The organism is Bacteroides difficilis (assembly GCF_048319815.1).
Classification (GTDB): domain Bacteria; phylum Bacteroidota; class Bacteroidia; order Bacteroidales; family Bacteroidaceae; genus Bacteroides; species Bacteroides zhangwenhongii.
Map to the genome: position 1 here is coordinate 1,179,198 of NZ_CP182814.1, position 19,633 is coordinate 1,198,830.

The 19,633-nt window shown below is 47.8% G+C and carries 11 protein-coding genes; 1 reads left to right on the forward strand and 10 read right to left on the reverse strand.

Going from position 1 to position 19,633, the window contains the following annotated elements:
- Window positions 1-58: 58 nt before the first annotated feature.
- From ychF to ACNOGP_RS04435, 7 genes are all read right to left on the reverse strand, one after another.
- A complete protein-coding gene (ychF, locus tag ACNOGP_RS04405) occupies window positions 59-1,162 on the reverse strand; it encodes a redox-regulated ATPase YchF (protein WP_007762552.1) in 1,104 nt (367 codons plus the stop codon).
- Window positions 1,163-1,332: 170 nt separating this feature from the next.
- Complete coding sequence (locus ACNOGP_RS04410) at window positions 1,333-1,518, reverse strand: hypothetical protein (protein WP_195630792.1); 186 nt, start codon at window positions 1,516-1,518, stop codon at window positions 1,333-1,335.
- Between the two features lie 191 nt (window positions 1,519-1,709).
- Window positions 1,710-3,743, reverse strand: coding sequence for a hypothetical protein (locus tag ACNOGP_RS04415; RefSeq protein WP_418214169.1), 2,034 nt, complete (start codon window positions 3,741-3,743; stop codon window positions 1,710-1,712).
- A 21-nt stretch (window positions 3,744-3,764) separates the two neighbouring features.
- Entirely contained in the window at window positions 3,765-4,754 is a 990-nt protein-coding gene (locus ACNOGP_RS04420; RefSeq protein ID WP_195630794.1) for a glycoside hydrolase family 43 protein, read from the reverse strand.
- A 45-nt stretch (window positions 4,755-4,799) separates the two neighbouring features.
- On the reverse strand, window positions 4,800-6,461 hold the full coding sequence (locus ACNOGP_RS04425; RefSeq protein WP_195630795.1) for a DUF1735 domain-containing protein: 1,662 nt from the start codon (window positions 6,459-6,461) through the stop codon (window positions 4,800-4,802).
- 74 nt (window positions 6,462-6,535) lie between these two features.
- Entirely contained in the window at window positions 6,536-8,350 is a 1,815-nt protein-coding gene (locus tag ACNOGP_RS04430) for a RagB/SusD family nutrient uptake outer membrane protein (protein WP_418214170.1), read from the reverse strand.
- A 12-nt stretch (window positions 8,351-8,362) separates the two neighbouring features.
- Window positions 8,363-11,677: a SusC/RagA family TonB-linked outer membrane protein gene (locus tag ACNOGP_RS04435; RefSeq protein ID WP_418214171.1), complete on the reverse strand. Its 3,315-nt coding sequence runs from the start codon at window positions 11,675-11,677 to the stop codon at window positions 8,363-8,365.
- A gap of 63 nt (window positions 11,678-11,740) precedes the next feature.
- On the opposite strand from ACNOGP_RS04435, the gene ACNOGP_RS04440 reads away from it, so the two are divergent.
- Complete coding sequence (locus tag ACNOGP_RS04440) at window positions 11,741-11,878, forward strand: hypothetical protein (RefSeq protein WP_418214172.1); 138 nt, start codon at window positions 11,741-11,743, stop codon at window positions 11,876-11,878.
- On the opposite strand, the gene ACNOGP_RS04445 is transcribed toward ACNOGP_RS04440, so the two are convergent.
- The 3 genes from ACNOGP_RS04445 to ACNOGP_RS04455 all read right to left on the reverse strand — a co-directional run bounded on the left by ACNOGP_RS04445 (window position 11,868) and on the right by ACNOGP_RS04455 (window position 19,557).
- Window positions 11,868-15,851 (reverse strand): two-component regulator propeller domain-containing protein, encoded by a 3,984-nt coding sequence (locus tag ACNOGP_RS04445; RefSeq protein WP_418214173.1) that lies wholly within the window; start codon window positions 15,849-15,851, stop codon window positions 11,868-11,870. The genes ACNOGP_RS04440 and ACNOGP_RS04445 overlap by 11 nt on opposite strands.
- A 125-nt stretch (window positions 15,852-15,976) precedes the next feature.
- Complete coding sequence (gene araJ / locus ACNOGP_RS04450) at window positions 15,977-17,119, reverse strand: MFS transporter AraJ (protein WP_007762550.1); 1,143 nt, start codon at window positions 17,117-17,119, stop codon at window positions 15,977-15,979.
- Window positions 17,120-17,829: 710 nt separating this feature from the next.
- Window positions 17,830-19,557 carry an ATP-binding protein gene (locus tag ACNOGP_RS04455; RefSeq protein ID WP_418214174.1) on the reverse strand — a complete coding sequence of 576 codons (1,728 nt, stop codon included), beginning with the start codon at window positions 19,555-19,557 and terminating at the stop codon, window positions 17,830-17,832.
- Window positions 19,558-19,633 lie beyond the last annotated feature (76 nt).

Genomic DNA, 19,633 nt, shown 5'->3' on the forward strand with positions numbered 1-19,633 from the left:
TGAAGATTTAAGAATTTAGAATGAAGACTGGGAAAAGTTCTTCATTCTTGATTTATTGTTATACGTTGAAACGGAAATGCATGATGTCACCGTCCTGTACGATATATTCTTTGCCTTCCACACCTAGTTTGCCTGCCTCTTTCACAGCCGCTTCCGAACCGTACTGGATATAATCATCGTATTTGATGACTTCTGCACGGATAAATCCTTTTTCAAAATCGGTGTGGATAACACCAGCACATTGAGGAGCTTTCCATCCTTTGTGATAAGTCCAGGCTTTCACTTCCATTTCTCCGGCTGTGAAGAAAGTTTCCAGATTCAACAGCTTGTAGGCTGATTTGATGAGGCGTGCCACACCCGATTCTTCCAGTCCTACTTCGGCAAGGAACATCTGCCGGTCTTCATACGTTTCCAGTTCTGCGATATCTGCTTCCGTTTTGGCTGCAACAACCAAAATCTCGGCATTCTCGTCTTTTACTGCTTCGCGCACCATGTCTACGTATTTATTGCCGTTTACGGCACTGGCTTCGTCTACGTTGCAGACGTACATCACCGGCTTGCTGGTCAATAGGAATAGCTCATGAGCAATTTTCTGCTCATCTTTTGTTTCAAAAGTCACTGTACGTGCGGATTTGCCTTGTTCCAATGCCTCTTTGTATTGAACTAACACATCGTAAGCTTGTTTGGCTGCTTTGTCTCCACCGGTCTGTGCCTGTTTCTGTACTTTCTGGATACGGCTTTCGATGGTTTCGAGATCCTTCAGTTGCAATTCGTAGTCGATAATTTCTTTGTCGCGGACAGGATTCACACTTCCATCTACATGCGTCACGTTATCATCGTCGAAACAACGGAGCACATGGATGATCGCATCTGTCTCACGAATATTGGCGAGGAACTTATTTCCCAATCCTTCACCTTTGCTTGCGCCTTTCACCAGTCCGGCGATGTCTACGATTTCTACCGTGGTAGGGACGATACGTCCCGGATGTACCAACTCTGCCAATGCGTTCAGACGTTCATCGGGAACGGTGATAACACCTACATTCGGTTCAATTGTACAGAAAGGAAAGTTTGCCGCCTGTGCTTTTGCGTTCGACAAACAGTTGAAAAGTGTCGACTTACCCACGTTCGGTAGTCCTACAATACCACATTGCAATGCCATATTAATCTATTATTTCTTTTATTACCAAGTTGCTCATTTTAGTTTGCAAAGATAATCATTTTTAAACTAATAAAGGAAACTTGGTGCACTTTCTGTCTTTTCCTGACGTTCGGGTGGTTTTGAAAAGAACGCAGTTTGAGCATTAGAGAATAGAATATAGGTAGAAAGTTTCAGTTTGTTTTGTTCATTATATCATATTCCGTAATAGTAGTCAATGATTTATTTGAGATATGTCCGTCCATTGCCAAGCGGTTGGCTTGAATTTCCAATGTTTTTTCGAATATATTACGTACCCAACGGGCATTTCCAAAATTATGGTCTTTATTGATAATGGCTTTATTTATCAACCGTTTCATCTTTTCTATATTGTCTGACACCCGGGTGTTGTCATAACTGAGGTCCGAGTGTCAGATAATACTCCACTAAAAACGTTTTTTCTTTGGTAAAATTCTGGCGCTTTTATATTTATTCATAACGGTACAGAAATGAATTAAACGTAGTCACTTTTATCTAAAGTCGAGGACTGGCAAATACAGTAGCCTCATCTTTACCTTCCGATGAATTCTTCCGGTCGTCCCGGCGAGAGTAATTCCCATAGTGAGGCGACTACCCATCCCGGTGCGAAGATATGGTTGTAATACCCTTTGCCGTTCTTGCCATAATCCCAATTGGTGTGCTGTACCACTTCCGGATAGTACCCTTTCTTGGCAATGCCGCATTGATGTCCTTCGTAGGGCAGTAACTGACGCATGGAAGAGCTGATTACTGCTGCGAAGTCGGCAAAGCGGGGTTCATTATACTCTTTGGACAGCCAGCGGAGTACATCGGCAAAGTCGAAGATAAAGACGTCGATATGGTTGTTCTCTACCGAGACGTTGCCCCAGCCGCGGGTTTTCAGACCGATATCTCCCAACATCTGTCCTGGTGCGAACGGGACATCCCAGGTGTAGTACCATGACAGGGCGAAGTAGGCGGCTTTCTTTGCCAGCCTGGCATAATGGGCACGCTCTGCTCCTTTGCTGGCAAGTGCCAGGTAGTAGGCGGCGGTGGAAGCGTAGAGTGATGCCTCTTTGTCTTCACAGTTGGCGTCGAGGGTAGACGAGAAGTAGTCCGCTTTCGAGATTAATTCCTTTTCCAGATAATTTACCGAGCGTCGGGCTGCTTCGAGATAACGTTTATCCTTGAAGTACTTGTATCCCATCACCAAGGGAAGCGTTGCCGACGGGGTGCTTCCGCCGCTCTTGTCTACCATCGAGAAGTCATCCTTGAATTTGCGCGGGAAGCTGCCGTCTTCGTTTTGCAGGTGCAGGAAGGTGTCGAGCATTCCTTTCAGGCGTTTTTCCCATGCGGGGTGCTTCCTGCCTTTTTTCTTTTCGTAATTGAGGTAATAGAGCGTGGCATATACGCCTTCCGACTGACGGCGGATGCTGTGGACAGGCTCTATGAAATTGCGCTTGTAGTGCACTACCTCGTTGAAGAATCCTGCCTGTGAGAAACCATGCTCCAGATAAGATTCAAAGATAGCATTGGCATTTGCTACAAGGTCGGTGCGCTGCTTGCTTTCGCCATATTCCAACGCGTTGAAGGCATTCAGCAGGGTACGTCCTACAAAACCTACTTCGGCTACGTCGAGATTGTCGCAAGTTGCCGTGTGCAACTCTACACCTGAGTAATAGTTGGTGGGAGTATCGCCAATGAAACTTTCTACGAAGAAGTTGCTCATCACTTCTTTCATCACTTCATCGGTATAAGGTGTTTCTACTCTTGCGGGCTTGTAGAGGTCGTAACTATATTCCCATGCTTGTTTTACGCAGTCTGAGAAGTCGGTGGGAGCGGATTCGTTGAGCTCCCAGGTCAACGTCACGCTTTCTCCTTTGCCTAAAAACTGGTAGGCTTCTACGGAAGGAGCCAATGTCAGTTTGCGGATATAAGTTTTGGGCGCTTCTTTGTAGGGATAGCCGAAAGAAAGTGTGGCAGTGCCGTTGCAGTTTTCGAATCCTGTATAACCTATCGAAGTGGTTCCCGACAGGATGACTTCGCCCTCTTTGTGAGTAGTTAGCGCATCGCTTTCAAACTTGTCTATGCGGGCTACTGAGAACGATTTGCAGTTCTTTTCATCAAAGATAGTCGTCATCGGAGTGCTCAAACGGTCTTCGCGCACCATCCAACTGTCTGAAGTGTGGAAGGAAGGCGCTTCTTTGGGTGAACGAAGGTTGCGGCGATACCAGAAGCCCGGCATATAGAAAAGGCAGTCGTCATGGCGTGCTCCGCTTTTCACCTGTTCGCCGTAGTTGAAGTAGATATTCTCTGTGGCTGTGATGAAGAGAGTAATCCGCTTGTTGGTTTTTCCACCTTCCACTTTCTGATAAATCAGGACGGGCAGGCTTTCTGTACCCGTCAACTGATAGTCGAACGGCTCTTGCCGGAGCTTACGGAATTCCAACGGATAACGTACCGCTTCGTTTCCGGGGACTTTCAATGCAATGGAAGCCGATATGTTGGCAGGGGTGTATTCGATGGCATACGCACTCAATATGCCTGCCAGCAATGCTATTCCGCTTAGTATATTTTTTAAATTCATACGTTGTTTTTTAATAAATAGTTATTCTTGATAAGGTTCTATTACTTCATTTCCGTTGACCGTGATGTCGTAGATGCCGCTTTCGTTCTTTTCCATATGTAGCGGGATGATGCGCGTCTTGCGCGGGGCGACGTTTGTTTTCGATGCATGTACGTGATACACATAATAATAGTTTCCTGCTTTGTCGGTGAAGATGTCGCCGTGCCCCGAACCGTTTTCGCCTACGATGCTGCGATGGATGATGGGACTGTTCTCGTTTTTCGTCCATGGCCCCATGGGAGAGTTGGAAGTGGCATAGCCTACGGCATAGTCAATACTCCGGTAGTCGTTGGCAGAGTAAAAGAGATAGTACACGCCATCCAGTTTGATGACGGTGGGGCCTTCCATTACGGGGGCGGAGATGTAGGCAGCGGTTGCTTCCCATTCTTCGGTGCTCTCCATGCACTTCTTCAGGGTACCGGGGATGATTTCACCTTTGGTGAGGTCGAACTCTGCCACCCAAAGAAAATTCCCGTTATCGAAGCGCACGTGGTACAAGTAATACTTGCCGTCATCATCGCGGAACAGGAAGGGGTCGATATTCTTCTGGCTTCTGTCTATCGGCTTTATTTCTGTCTGGCGGAAAGGGCCTTTCCAAGAGTCGGCAGATGCCATTACGGTCTGTTCGTTGGCGGTATAGATGAAGTAGTAACGGTCTTGCGCTTTGAACCATTGGGGAGCCCAGAAACCTTCGGTTCCGTAGGTTTGGTCACCTTTTTTCAGGACAAACTCATTGTTCTCTACGGTGTGCCAGCTTTTCAGGTCGGCAGATTCCAGCAGGACAAAACCCTGCTGTTGCTGATTGCCTGTTCCTGTCAAGTAGTACATGTCACCCTCTCTGAGGATGGTAGGGTCTGCCAGGAAGATTTCGTCCCTGTATTGTGACGCTCCGTTGTAAATGCCTTCAGAGTCTTGTGCGCATCCGGTGGTAATAAATACCATTGCTCCGATAAAAAAATGTATTAGTCTCATATTCTATTTCCTCCTATTGAATGATTATTTTTAAATTTCATAAGGTTAGTTGGCTGTCGATTGCCAGTTGAATTGCGGTTTCTCTCCGGAGAAGTCCCATATCTCCATGCTCCATCCCAACGTGTTTTGGGTGACATCTATCAGGTCGGTGGCTATCAGGCCGTGGTATCTGAGGGAGCTGGCGTTGGTGGTGTCGAAGCTTGCCGAAGGGCGGATATCGTCACCTGCCAGCGGATTGCCGTTTACTATCACGTCTACCTCTTTGGCATAGCAGGACTCGCCTTTGTTGCCGTTCGTCCCGTTGCCCTGGGGCATCCATCCGCAGATACGTCCCGATGCGATGTCGGTGGTAGAAGCGATATAGTCATTCCAGGCGACGCAATTGACGATGTAGTTGCTGTTGCCTGCATCCCCGTTTCCGAGTTGGCATTGTCCGGCAATGCCGCCTGCACTTGCATGACCTTTCACAGTGGCGGTGGAGTAACAGTTGCGCACATTACTGCCGACATACATACGTGCCGCAATACCTCCTGCGGGACCGGTAAACTCTCCATCGAATGATGACAGTGTAGAAACACTTCCATGGCTGTAACAGTCGGAGATAAGTGCACCGTGAATACTGCCTGCTATACCGCCTGCGCTATACCGGGAGTAAACAGTTCCTTCATAGAAGCTCTTCTCTATAGTAGCTTCCACTAACTGGCCTGCCAGTCCGCCTGTACACCATTCACCTGTGATGTCGACCTTTGCCGAACATTCGCTGATTTTGCCGGCACGCATATCTCCTACGATACCGCCTACCGAGCCTGTGCTCCAATGGTCTCTTCCGTCTTCCACTTGGTGGAGCGTGCCGTTAATCACCTGTGTATGGCTGATTTCGGTATCTGCAGCCCCGCTGGGGATAAATCCGGCAATGGTCCCGGTGGGTGTCTGGTAACCGCTGATTTCCACATTCTTGAAAGTCACGTTCTTGCAACTGCCGACCAACTGTCCGAAGAAGCTCGGGAATATGCCTTGTGTACATTTCAGGTTACTTATCGTATGATTGTTTCCGTCGAAGTTGATGTGAAATCTTCCGTCCCTGTTAAGTGGTGTCCACTCTTCGGCCTGCATGTCGATGTCTTCTTCCATCTTGAAGCACACGGTGACATCGGGTTTCAGCAAACTGCCCATGCCTTTCAAGTCGTCCAGCGTGCGTAGACGGTATGGATTCCGGAGCGTACCCCCTTCACCGACATTCAGTATCAGGATGATACGTTCTTGTCCGGCGGGCACTTCTATTCTTGTGCTCGAAGAAGTGAGTTTCAACCCCAACGCATAATTCGTAGCGGGTTCCAGTTGCTCGATGTTGGTGAAGAGAATGTTGACCGATTGTGACTGCTCATCTTCGGCAAACTCCAGTTCGGTGCTGCTGATACGGTATAGATTGTCTGCCAGTGGCAGGTAACCGTTGCCCAGTTCTTCCGCACTTATCACTGAGAGCGAGGCGGTTGTCTCCACAAAAGGATGGCTCTTTTCTATCTTGAAAGAAAAAGAAGGGCGGGTCTTGTTCAGGTCTACTTGTCTCTCTCCCGATTGTGACAGAGAGAGTGTGATGTTCAGCGGTTCGACCAGACTTTCACCGGGCTTCACGATAGAATCATCCTCTACACAGGCAGTTACGATAAAACTGGCGAGTAACAGAGGTAGTATGAATAACTTTTTCATGATAATTTTTTTTAAGGGGTAAATGATTGTTTTACTCATAATTTCGATTAAAACGTTTCAGTTTCTTTCTCTTGTTATTTCCAGCCTTCGTTCTGTTCCATATTGGGATTCATCTGTATTTCGCGGGCAGGAATGGGCAATGTCCAGTAGTTGTTGCCGCCCCAGGTGTAGGAGTAGGTCGGACTTCCCCAAACCTGGCGCATGCCGTTCATACGTCCTTCCTTGTCGGTGTAGAACTTCAAGTCCTTCCAGGTGCCCCAGCGTATTTCGTCGAAATAGATAACATCTTCGCCCACCAGTTCCCAATGGCGCTCGTTCATGATGCGGCGGTGCATATCTTCCTTACTGTTGACGGTGGTGTAGGAGTTGGAGTTCAGGGGAGCTACTCCGGCACGGTTGCGCACATCGTTCACTTTGCTGACGGCTCCGCCGATATCATTGAGTTCGTTCAAGGCTTCCGCCCAGTTCAGCAATACGTCTGCGTAGCGGATGAAGGGGATGTCTATCTCGGAATAGTAGGTCATTGTTTCTGTGCCTTCACCCACGAATTTGCGGTTCAGGTAGTACATCTTGGAGTTTGTGTCCGTCTCGATGTCTTGTGTACCTCTTCCTCTCGAACGGTAGGGAAAACGCATGACGTAGGGCAGCGCCTCTCCTTCGATGCCACCTATAAAGGTAGAATAAGGAGTGATGACGGAGAATCCGAGGCGAGGGTCGCGGTTGGCATAAGCGGCTTTAATCCGTTCTTCATTGCCGGAATTCTTGTACTGGGTCATGTCGGCTCCCGACGCTTCGGCATTGGCACGTTCGGTAGCATTGATTTCGTTGCGCAGGAAGTAGACTTGGCGGGCGTTCGTGCTCATGGCGCTGTAACCGGGGATAATGTCGTCCCAGTTGAACGGGCTTCCGTCCTTGTTTTCGTAAGAGTCTACAAACTGCGGGTTGATAACGTAATTGTTCCATCCCAAACCTTTTCCTTCATTGTCGGGGGGCAGGCACCGGTTGCCGTAACCACGGTTCTTGATACCGCCAAATCCCTCTTCGTTGATACACTGCAAGGAGAATATTATTTCATCGCAACGCTCGTTGGCAGCCTTGAACAGTTGTTTGTAAGCATCGGCTCCGTTTGTATATAGCTTGTAGCCGCATTTGCTTACTTCCTCGAAATCGTCGGCAGCTTTTCTCCACTCCTTCTTCCACATATAGACTTTACCTCTCAGGGCATAGGCTGCTCCTTTGGTGACGTGTCCGTAGTCTTCGCTGTCGGCTCCGTATTTGTTCGGCAGGTTGGGGTCGTCAATACAGGAAGTCAGGTCTTGAATCAGGTAATTCCAGATTTCATCTTGTGTGGAACGTGCTTTCTTGGCGCCGTCTATACTCTTTACCGGTTCGGTGTAGTAGGGCACCCCGCCGTAGAGGATATTAAGGCGGTAATACCACCAGGAGCGCAAAAACTTGCATTCGGATACGTAGCGTGACTTTTTGGCTTCGCTGATACCTGCTACGGTGGGCAGGTTGGTTATCACATCGTTGGCACGCAAGATGCCGGAATAGTAGTTTTTCCACCAGCGTTCGCTGCCGAAGTCGCTGGTAGGCGTATTGTTGGCATGCAGGAAGTGGTAACCTGCCGTCCAGTTGGCGTCGATATCCATGATGCTCGACCACATATCAAACCATCCTTTGTTGGGGTCGGCGGTGTAATCCTCGTAGAGGCGGTTGTAGACTCCGGCAATGGTTTGTTCCGCCATGCTGGCGCTGTTCCATACATTCCCTTCGGACGGAGCGTTATTCGGGGAGAGGTCCAAGTCTACACATGCAGTCAGCGAACCGCTCATAACGAGTGCAACCGAGGCTGCCGCCATCATATTTTTTATTATCATCTTTTTCATCTGAGTCTTCTTTTAGAATGTAACATTAATACCGAAAGCGTATTGGCGCATCGGGGCATATCCCACGCCGCACATCATCTCAGGGTCCATACCCTTGAACTTGGTGATGGTGAACAGGTTTTCACCGGAAGCATAGATGCGGACATTCTGCATATAAGCTTTCTTTACCCACGTCTTTGGGAAGGTGTAGCCGATGGTCAGGTTCTTCAATTTCAAGTAATTGCCGTTGTGCAGATGCCAAGCGCTTGCCGTGCTCACTTGTCCGGCCTGGTCAGTAGTCAGACGGGGCGTTTTCGATGTCAGGTTGGTACGGGAGTCATCTGGATTCTCCGGGTCGTAGAAGTAGTGGTCGTAAGCCACTTCCCTGCCGATGCCGTAGCCGTAGGTGACAATCGAACTGTTCTGTGCTTTCTCGTACCAGTTGATTTTGAATCCGGCGGCACCGCTCCAGTTCATGGAGAGGTCGAATCCTTTCCATGCTGCGTTCATCTGGAGACCGAAGTAATATTTCGGTGTTCTGGAGTATCCCTGGAAAGCACGGTCGTCATCGTCGCCATATACGCCGTCACCGTCTAGGTCATCGTAGATGATGTCGCCATACCAGATTTTGTCTTTGCCCACTCCTTGTTTGGGGTAGAACTGGTAGCCGGCGGTCATCATGGCTTTCAGCCATTTCATGTCTTCTTCGGTGCGTATCATGCCATCGGCGGGGCCGCCGGCAGGGTTGACCGTACCGTCTGTGTTGAAGGAATTTCCCGTACCTTTGTAGAGATTCAGCACGTAGTATTCGTTTATCATGTGCCCTTCCACGATACGTTCATTGCCACCGGTGGAGACTTCACCCAAGTTGGTGTGGTACGTCCATTTGCCGTTAGCGTCCTGCTTCCATTCACGTACCAATTTTCCTTTATATTTGCTGACTTCGTTCTTGTTGAGCGAGAAGTTGGCGGACACACCGTAAGTGAAGTCCTTGATGTGGTCTTGCCAGCCTAAGGTAACCTCGAATCCCCGGTTGGTGACTTCGGCGATATTCTGGCGGGGAGAGCCGAAGTAGCTCAACGTAGGTGAAAGCGTAGGATTGTAGAGAATACCGTCCGTCACTTTGTTATAGTAGTCGATTGTACCGGTCAGACGGCTGTTCAGTACGCTGAAATCGAGTCCGAAGTCGGTGATTGAGGTCGTTTCCCATTCCAAGTCGTAGTTGGAGAAAGAAGACATACCCAGTCCGGATACTTTCTTATTGCCGAAGACATATTGTGTGGCGGCATAAACGGCCTGCCATTCGTAGTTGCCGATAGAGTTGTTGCCTAGCTGTCCCCATGAGGCACGTAATTTCAAGTTGTCGAACCAGCCGAGTTTCTTGACGAAACGTTCCTCGGAGAGACGCCAGCCGGCAGAGAACGAGGGGAATAATCCCCAACGGCTTTCGGGGGCGAAGCGTGAAGAACCGTCGTAACGCATATTGGCTTCCAGTAGGTAGCGTGAGTCGTAGGCGTAGGTGGCGCGTCCGAATACGGAACGTGAAGCGAATTCCGTGGTGGAACCTTTGATATATCTCGGTTCGGTCAGGGCGTCGAAATCCGTAAGGTCGGTGTCTACCATGCCCTTTTTATCAATGTCGGTGGTAGAACGCCATTTGCGGTACTCTTCATAACCTATCATGGCACTTACGTCGTGTTTCTTGCCGAACATTTGCGAGTAGTTGAGCACAGTGGAGCTTTTCCAGCTTTGGTCACCGTCGTACCACAATGCCACGTGATATTCTTGCAAGGCATCGGAAGTGGGCGGAGCGCTCTTTGCCTCTCCTGCCTGGAAACTGAACTGTTCGCGATAGTCGGGACTGTTCCATTTATGCTCGTTTCGGAAGTGGTCGTAGTAGAAATTGTAGCTTGCGGTGAAGTGCTTCAGGAAGTTTACTTTTACATACGGGTTAACATAGAACTTCGTCTGCTTGTAGTAACCTTCCGCGTTACTGATGAAGTGGAAGGGGTTACTTGCCGAAGGGTCTTCTTCCGTTGCTTCGGGCACACCGTATTTGCCGTCGTAGCGCGGGTAGATGCCCGGTATGCTTTTTTGCATCTGCAAGCCGTTCAGATTGTCCACGTCGTTACGTTCCTGGTCGGTATGGTAACCCCAGGCACGCATACCTACGGTGAGGAAGTCGGTGATGTGCGATTCGATGTCGCTGCGCATATAATATTTCTTCATGCCGGCATTCTCCACCAGTCCCGGGTTGTTCAGAAAGGTGGCGCTGAGGCTGTACGTTGTACGTTTCTCGGCACCGGAGACGGTAATGGAGTGTTCCTGCATCAGTTTCGGGTTGTACACTTCGTCATACCAGTCGGTGTTGGGGTAAGCTACGTAGTTGGGATAACCGGATTCGGACAGTCCGTTGGGATTTTTGTCTGCTTCCCGCCATTTCTTGATAGTACTTCCGTTGAAAATCTGTGTTTGTCCAGAGTTGATGGATGCTTCGTTCATCAGTTCCATATAGTTAGCGTAGTTGGCAACCATATGGATGAGGTTGGCAGGAGTGTTGTAAGAGAACTTGCCGGAGTAGGTGACGTTGATTTTGCCGTCGCTTCCGTGTTTGGTCGTTACCAGGATAACGCCGTTCGCACCACGGTTACCGTAGATGGCACATGAGGCGGCATCTTTGAGGACGGAAATTGCGGCGATGTCGTTCGGGTTGATTTCGTTGAGAGACATTTCCATACCGTCTACCAGTATCAGAGGACTGGAGTCGTTCAAGGTTCCGTTACCGCGTATCAGGACGCTGGAACCTTCGGAGTTGGGTTTGCTGGTGGTCTGCATCACGTTCAGGCCTGCCGCCATACCCGATAAAGCCGATGAAACGGTAGTTACGGGGCGTGATAAAGTCTTGTCGTTGAAGTCTACCGTGGCAACGGAACCGGTGAGGTTCACCTTTTTCTGCGAACCGTAGCCCACGACGACTACTTCTTCCAATGTTTCGCTGTCGGTCTGCATAGCGATGTTCAGCGTCTGCTGCCCTTTGACGATGATGCTTTCTTTTTTATAGCCTATATAGGAGACTTCGAGTATATCGCTATTGTTTACAGGCAATGAGAAGTTACCGTTGGTATCGGTGATAGTTCCGCCCTGGGTTCCTTTCACCAGGATGCTTACTCCGATAAGGGGTTCTCCGGTGGCGGCGTCCGTAACTATTCCCGAAAGTGAACGTTTCGCCTGCTGCGTCACCTGAAGAGTGTTGTCGGTATGGTTTGCACCGGCATCAGCCATGACGGGGACAATGCCCAGACCGAAACAGAAGAGTGAACTAATAAAAGATTTTGCTCTACCTTTCATAAGATTTAAAGTTATAATTCAACATTATTGGCTTTGACAAATTTGTTCTAGCACTGCAAATCTATGGCAAATAGGTATTGCAGGCAACAACAATACGAGCAAAGTATGGAACAAAACGCTCAAAAATCCCGTTCCCGGAACAAGATGGAAGAATTGTTCTATTTTGTGGCTCTTTTGTTGCAGGGACGGGTTATGTCGTGATGAATTCTTTGGGTAATACCCCGAATTGTTTCTGGAAACATTTCGCAAAATAGGACGGAGTGTTGAAACCTACCATGTAACACACTTCATTTATTTTGCAACTTCCCTCTTTCAAGAGTTGGGCGGCTTTCTTCAGACGCTCGATGCGGAGATAGTCGTTGGGCGTCAGGTCGAGAAGCCCCTTGATTTTGCGGTTCAGGCTGGAACGGCTCATGCACAACTGGTCTGCCATGTCTATCAGGCTGAATTCGGGATTCTGCATATTGGTCTGTATGAGGTCGTTCAGTTTCTTCAGAAATTCTTCATCGGCTTTGCTGATGACTATGTTGTTGGTGGGGGTGAAAGGAGAGTGCATGAATGTGGCTTGCAGTTGCTCCCGGTTTCTGAGCAGGCTAGAAATGCTCACTTTCAGGTACTCCATCGAGAAAGGTTTCTCTATGTAAGCGTCCGCACCGGCTTTCAGTCCGTCTATTCTGGATTGCAAAGTGGTCTTGGCGGTAAGCAGGATGATGGGAATATGGCTGTAGTCCAGTTCTGTCTTTATGGTATCGCAGAGTTCCAAGCCGTCCATTTCGGGCATCATCACATCGGATATAATTAGATTGACGATAGATTCCTGCAATACTTTCAAGGCTTCCACACCATTGGCGGCGGTCAGCACTTTGTAGGATTCGGACAGTTGTCTGACGAGGAATTTGTTCATTTCCGCATTGTCTTCCACTACCAACAGGGTATAGCGGAATTGTGCGGAAGTGGCAGGAGTACCCGGTTCGCTGGAAACGATTGCCTCTTCTCTTTCAGCTTTTTCCGGTTCGGTGGGCAGCAGATGGACGGTTTGTGCCTGGCGCAAGGGGAGCGTCAGGATAAAGTGGTTACAGTCCGGTGCATCATCCATGGTGAGCTTTCCGCCGTGCAGCTCGGCAAGCGAGCGTGCCAAAGCCAGTCCGATGCCGGTTCCCGGCACTTGGTAGGAACTGTTTCCCTTGTATTGCGTAAAGGGTTTGAATATTTCCTCGCGCATGGCAGGCGGGACAATCTCACCATCGTTCGTGACGGAGAGTTGTAATGTTTCATCCTCTTCGTTCTGTTTCATTTCGACGTGGATACGACTTTGACCGTATTTGATGGCATTTGTAAAGAGGTTGCTGATTATCTTTGTAAATCCTTCCTTGTCAACGGCTGCATACAGGTTGTCGGGGATGTCTATGGTGAATTCGAATCCTTTCTCTCGTGCCAGCGGAATGAAGCGTTTATAGGTTTTCTGCAGGATTTCGGAAAGGTTGTATGCCATAAAGTTGAGGTGGAAGCCTTTGGTTTCGGTTTTACGGAAATCGAGCAGTTGGTTTACGAGGTCGAGCAGCCGGTTGGTGTTCAAATCCATAATTTCCAAATCCTCTTTGATGGCATCGTTCACATGGTCGGAAACCAAGACGTGTTCCAACGGGCTTTTGATAAGCGTCAGCGGTGTGCGTATCTCATGGGCTACGTTGGTGAAGAAGTTAATCTTGGACGTATATAGTTCGCGCTCTTTCTCGTATTCCAGTATTTCCATGGCTTGCCGGTGTTTGCGCAGGTTGCGTTTGCGGAAATAACAGATTATGTATGTGACAACGGTTGCCAGCAGAATGAAGTAGATGACGTATGCTATCCATGACAGGTAGAAGGGCGGATGGACGCGTATTTTCAATAATCGTTCCTGTGGGTTCCAAACACCGTCGCTGTTGGCTCCGCGCACTCGCAGCGTGTAATGACCGGAAGGCAGGTTGGAGTAACTGATGCGGGTATTGAGCCCGTTGGTGGAGTACCATTCTTTATCAAAGCCTTCGAGTTTGTAGAGGATGGTGTTCGATAAAGGAGCCTGGTAGTTCAGCACTGCTGCCCGTAAGGAAAAAGTGTTTTGGTCAGCGTTCAGTTCGATGGATTCCGAGAGGGTGATGCTTTCCGACAGGGGAGAAGATGCTTCGCCTATTGGCAGGCGTTTGTTGAATTGGTGGAAGTCGGTCAGTACCAACGGTGAAATCTGCTTGTTCACTGTGAATGTGGCGGGATTGAAAGAGATAAAACCGTTGACGCTACCCAAGTAGAGAGTCCCCGTCTTGTCCTTGTATCCCGACTGGTAATTGAACTGGTTGCTCAATAGACCGTTGGCAGTAGTGTACAGATGCTTCGTGCCCGTTTCGGCATGGAAGGATACCAGCCCTTTGTTGGTAGTGAGCCACAACAGTCCGTTGTTGTCTTCCAACATTTTATATACGGTGTTTCCGGGGAAGCCTTGCGACACATCGTAGCGAATGAAATCGTCCGTTTCGGGGCGGAAGCGGCAGAATCCCGCTCCTTGTGTCATGAACCAGAGCTGCTTGCGGCTGTCTTCGAAGATGCTTATTACCTTGTTATAGGGTAAAGAGTTCGGATTATCGGGGTTTCGGGTGTACTGTTTCCATTTGTCTTGTGGCAGGTCGTAGCAGAACACGCCGTCGGAATAGGTAGCCAGCCACAGTTTGCCGTGGCTGTCTTCCAATATATTGTACACAAAGATTTTGTTCATTTCGGGGATGCGTGTGAAGTCATCCGTCTTTCGGTTGTAACGCATCAGCCCCGAGGTCGTGCCTATCCATAATTCGCCGGTGCTGCTTTTATAGATTGAGAATATGTTGTCGGCATTGAGGGTATTGGATGCTTCGCCCTTTTCGTAGTGCCGTACTTCCCGGGTGCGGAGATGGATACGGTTCAGTCCGCCGGCAAAAGTACCTGCCCACAGGTAATCACCGTCGATACATAATCCGTGAATGTTGTGGTACAGGGCAGGGTGGTGGAAAGGCGTGACTGTACCGTCGGCAGGATTGAAATGGAAAAGTCCCTTGTCTTCTGTGCCGAACCATATCGTATCGTCATTGCTTCCGCAGAATTCACGGATACGGTGTCCCAAGTATCGCATGTCGTCCCGAGGATAATACTTCTCGAAGTAAGTATATTGGTGAGGATAATAGTTGACGCCGCCGAAGTATGAGCCTATCCACATTCCGCCTTCACGGTCTTTGAAGATGGTGTAGATGGCGTTGTCGGATAATGCGTAGCGGTCGTCGGACTCCGAGGTGGTGAGGTGGATATATTTGTCGGTTTCTAGGTTGTAGATGTAGATGCCTTGTTCCGTACCTACCCATAGCTCCGTATCCGAACGCAGGCAGATGTTGCGTACGTAGTCGTTTAACAGGTGGCGTACTTTGCAGGTGGTCAGGTTGATTTCTGTTAGTCCGTTGGATGAACCTATATAAATACAGTTGTGCAACCCTTTGACACAAGTATTGATGACAATTCCTTTGAATGGCTCTTTTCCTTCGGCATCCCGGAAAGTGGTGAAGTGGGTAGCGTCTTCCGAATGATACAGGTTGTCTTCATAGCGGCTCACCCATAATTCGTTGTCCTCGAACCAGAAGCGGGTGATATTGAGTGCTCCATTGCCTATTTTCGCCGAATACTCTTTCAAGGTATTCCGTTTTTTGTCGTAATGGAAAAGTCCTTGGGAATCGGATGCAATCCATACATCTTTCTGAGGGTCGGAGTCTATCCATGTTATGGTGCGGTTGATAGTTCCGCCGGTATCTTCGATAGGGATATCGAACGAGGTGAATTCTTCTAGCCGGGGATTGTAGATGTAAACGCCTGTATCAGTCCCTACCCATATATTCCCTTCGGCATCTTCGTGCAGGGCGGTGATGAAATTGTTGCCCAATGAAGAGTTCTCTTTCTGAAAGGTGCGGAATACAAGGCCGTCATATAGGTTCAAACCGTCTTTCGTGCCAAACCACATAAAGCCTTGCCGGTCTTGCAGGATGGTATTCACGGTGTTATGAGAAAGTCCGTCCTTGATGTCCAGCGTACGGAAATAATAATAAGGGTCTTTGGCGGCACTCTCTGCCCAAAAGGCGGATAGGAGCAGCCCGATGATGGCATATAAAATGTTTTTTGTTTTCATAGCGGAAAAAGGATGCAATGTCTATCCCGGGCAAATATAAACATTATATATGCGATAATTGTAATATGAAGTCTATTTTCTTCTTGAATATAAGAGGAAAAGGTGTATCAGGCTGATAGTGTTTTTTAGTATTTTGCTTGGTATTTCTTATAAAAAATCAAGAACAAAGTGAATCCGATCAGGGCAAACGGTACACCTGTCAGGGCAGGGTAGCGGTATCCTCCGCTGACGGCAAGTCCGCCTGCGTATGCGCCAATGGCGTTTCCCAGATTAAAAGCAACCTGTACGCAGGCTGCTCCCAACATCTCACCGCCTTTGGCTACACGGATGATTAATACCTGTTCCGGGCTGGATACGGCGAATAGTCCTGCCGTGCAAAGACACATCAACAGGGCTGCCGCCCATTTGTAGGGTGAGAGGAAGAATATGAGCAACAGCATGATGCAGATAAGTGCCTGTGCGGCAGTTCCTACTTTTCCGGGTGTGTAACGGTCGGAGAGTCGTCCGCTAATCAGATTGCCCATTACCATACCGAATCCGGCAAGAATCATCAAAGGGGTAATACTTTCGACTGAGAAACCGGAAATATTTGTCAGCATTGGGTTGATATAGCTGTACCAACAGAATACACCTCCGTTGCCTAATGCCGTAGCGCCGAGAATTAACCATGGAGCAGGAGTTTTCAGGAAACGGAATTGTCCTTTGAAACCTGTATCTTCCAGTCCTTCTACGTGGGGAACCCAGCGCCAGATATAATATAGGATAACGATTCCCCAGATTCCTACCAGCAGGAAAGTGACACGCCAGGAGAGCATGGTGCTTAGAGAAGTTCCCAAGGGTACACCGAAAAGATTGGCAATGGTCATTCCGGCAATCATGATCGAAACGGCTTCCGAACCTTTTCCTTTATCGGCCAGTCTTTCCGCAACGATAGAACCTACTCCGAAATAGGCACCATGAGGAAGCCCGGAGATGAAACGGGCAATTAGCAATACCCAATAATTGGGGGCCATTGCCGCGCAGATATTACCTATCATAATCAAGGTAACCAGTACTAACAGAATGTGTTTCAACGGGTATTTACGGGCCAATGTCAATACAGGTGCGCCAACACATACGCCCAAAGCGTATGCTGAAATGAAATGTCCCGCAGTCGGGATACTGATACCTAGATCTTTTGCCACGTCGGGCAATATTCCCATCATTACAAATTCGGCAATACCCAATCCCAGCGTGCCGAACGCCAATGCAATAAGACTCTTTTTCATACGAAACCCTACCTAATACCTGTTACTTTTTACCTTTTTTATCTGCCGCTTTTTATTTCGGCTGCAAAGGTAAAACAAAATCTTTCAAGGTGAGTTCAGGCCGGATGATTTTGATTTAAATCAATTTGTACAGTTTTTCTCTTAGGGGCACGCGACAAGGAACTCGAAATGGGATAAGGATCAAAAGAATAAAACTGAATTGGTCTACAAAGATGCAGAAATGACCAATCGTCTTATTTAGTTTAACTAGTACTTAACGATTTGTGCTCTTTTTATTGTCAATCTGTCAGGATGATATTTAAGTGGTTGAATACCAATTTTATACTGCATGACAATAGATGCTGATAATAGGTTGAAAGTAAAAGATATGCATTTTTATTGTCAGCCTTGATTTCTTGTCAAATGCCTTGTTTTAAGATTAATCAAGTGGGACTTTATGGGGAGAGTAGCTGGTATACTTATGTTGGGATACCGGTATAGTTACGTTAGGATACCGGTATAATTCCACTAAAGTACCGGTATCTTTAGTTCGTCACGGCCGTGACAAGATCTTCCCACGGCTGTGGTAGGAACTCGTCACGGCTGTGGGAAGAAGTCACCACGGCCGTAGGAAGTTAACAATATCGGCACGTTAATGTACAAATGGTTATGGGATAATGGAAGTATAACAGTTGTACAACGGTTGTTTAATGGGTGCTTGTCATAAATTTCTATATGACTTCTTCCATCCGCTCTAACTCCCATCCGCGAAACTGCATGACGATGCAATGCAACTCGGTGTCATATATCATCCGGCGTACCTTAGGACCGGTAGCATAACCTTTTATCTGCTCTACAGCTTCTTTCCATTGGGTTTCGGCTTTCGCTTCCGAGTCTTTGGCAGAGAGATATTTCAGTTCGATGATATAGCTGTGCTTCACGTCATAGCGTATCAGGTCGGGCATCAGGAACAGATCACAATAACCATGGTTCAATTCTACTTCCGGGGCTGTCAGGTAATATGCATTCGTACTTAGGTAAGCAGTAAAGAAACCTTGCAGGTTGCGCTCTCCTTCAATAGCGCTGCGCACGGAAGAGTTTTCCTTGTAGGCATGGGCGATAAATTCCAACGTTTCACGCCAATGGCCGTCGTAAGCCATTTCGTAATACATCAGACCAAGGTCGTTCAGATTAATATGTCGATTGTCCTGATATTCTTCCAACAAGAATTCGTAATATTGTTTACGCACGTTATTATTGGGAATACTTAACACCAGATAGTTGCCGCGAGTGGCAGTAATGGTAAGCATACCATAATAAAAAAGCAGACTGGGGAAAATTTCAGGTTTGGTAATATCGGTAGCGGGAAAGGTAGTTGTCAACGTGGTGATAATCTGCCCATCTTCGGTGATTTTACGTAACACTCCTTTGCGGTTACCGTCCAACTTGTCCAGCCGGATAAGTTTTTTCATCTTATTATAATCCGTGCGAGTATTAGGGTCTATCATTTCTTTGGGGGATTTACCCAAATCCATATAGTTGCGCAGATAATAGAGTACCATGTCACAATTAAACATCTTCGGATCACGCTCCAAGCTTTCTTCGGCAAAACAATAATTGTCATACCATGGTCGCATCTCCTCTATCATTACATCTATATCTACATTATCCGGCAACTGCCCGGCATCCTTATAATATTGGAGCATCTCGCGTACATCGGTCTCGCTGAATCCCAACATCATGTTAAACTGATGATCGGTACTGATATTCCAGCCGATATTGAATCCGCTAGTCAGGTCGTCCAGCGTTATGGGGCTGACACCGGTCATGAAGATGCGCTCGAACATACCTTTGAACTTCTTGAAGATTTCGCGGTAGAAGCCACTGGCGTAGGTTAGGGCGTGATAGACTTTGTCGTCCTGCTCGTTTAGCACCATATTCGTGAAATTATCATATTCATCCACTATCAGATAAAGTCTGGAGCCGTTATTACGTGCCTTGCGGTCCAGAAAGTTTAATTTGTTGGTAGTGCCGCATTGCGCTTTCATTTCCCCTTCGAAGCCGGGATAATAATAGGGTTCATAGATAGAAGCGAAATCATCCAGTCCACCGCAGCAATAATCATCAAAGTTTTGGGCAAGTGTCCCGTCAAGTCCCCCCACTCTGGAGAAATCAAGAAATAGTATTTGGAAAGTCCCTTGCAACTGTGTAGGACGACTGCCTATCCATAAGTTGCTGAAACGTTTTTCGAACTTTTCTTTTTGAGCGATGTCATAATAAGTTCGGAGCATACTCAGAAAGATGCTCTTGCCGAAGCGGCGGGGGCGGATAAAGAACAAATTACTAGGTTGTTTTTCCAACAACGGCAGATACATAGTCTTATCCACGTAATATTGATTCTGTTCCACCACTTCCACAAAGTTGGAAACTCCGTAAGGGATTCTTTTTACTTCTTCCATAATTTGTTCCTTTCTTTAGTTCTCATATTTATGAGATAATGTAAAAGTAGCATATTCCCGCAGAAAGAACAAAGAA

Bases quoted from the DNA above. Each gene is read 5' to 3' on its own strand.
- ACNOGP_RS04445 (WP_418214173.1), bottom strand. From the start codon at position 15,851: ATGAAAACAAAAAACATTTTATATGCCATCATCGGGCTGCTCCTATCC.
- ACNOGP_RS04455 (WP_418214174.1), bottom strand. From the start codon at position 19,557: ATGGAAGAAGTAAAAAGAATCCCTTACGGAGTTTCCAACTTTGTGGAA.
- araJ (WP_007762550.1), bottom strand. From the start codon at position 17,119: ATGAAAAAGAGTCTTATTGCATTGGCGTTCGGCACGCTGGGATTGGGT.
- ACNOGP_RS04440 (WP_418214172.1), top strand. From the start codon at position 11,741: ATGGCAAATAGGTATTGCAGGCAACAACAATACGAGCAAAGTATGGAA.
- ACNOGP_RS04415 (WP_418214169.1), bottom strand. From the start codon at position 3,743: ATGAATTTAAAAAATATACTAAGCGGAATAGCATTGCTGGCAGGCATA.
- ACNOGP_RS04420 (WP_195630794.1), bottom strand. From the start codon at position 4,754: ATGAGACTAATACATTTTTTTATCGGAGCAATGGTATTTATTACCACC.
- ACNOGP_RS04410 (WP_195630792.1), bottom strand. From the start codon at position 1,518: ATGAAACGGTTGATAAATAAAGCCATTATCAATAAAGACCATAATTTT.
- ACNOGP_RS04430 (WP_418214170.1), bottom strand. From the start codon at position 8,350: ATGAAAAAGATGATAATAAAAAATATGATGGCGGCAGCCTCGGTTGCA.
- ACNOGP_RS04435 (WP_418214171.1), bottom strand. From the start codon at position 11,677: ATGAAAGGTAGAGCAAAATCTTTTATTAGTTCACTCTTCTGTTTCGGT.
- ACNOGP_RS04425 (WP_195630795.1), bottom strand. From the start codon at position 6,461: ATGAAAAAGTTATTCATACTACCTCTGTTACTCGCCAGTTTTATCGTA.
- ychF (WP_007762552.1), bottom strand. From the start codon at position 1,162: ATGGCATTGCAATGTGGTATTGTAGGACTACCGAACGTGGGTAAGTCG.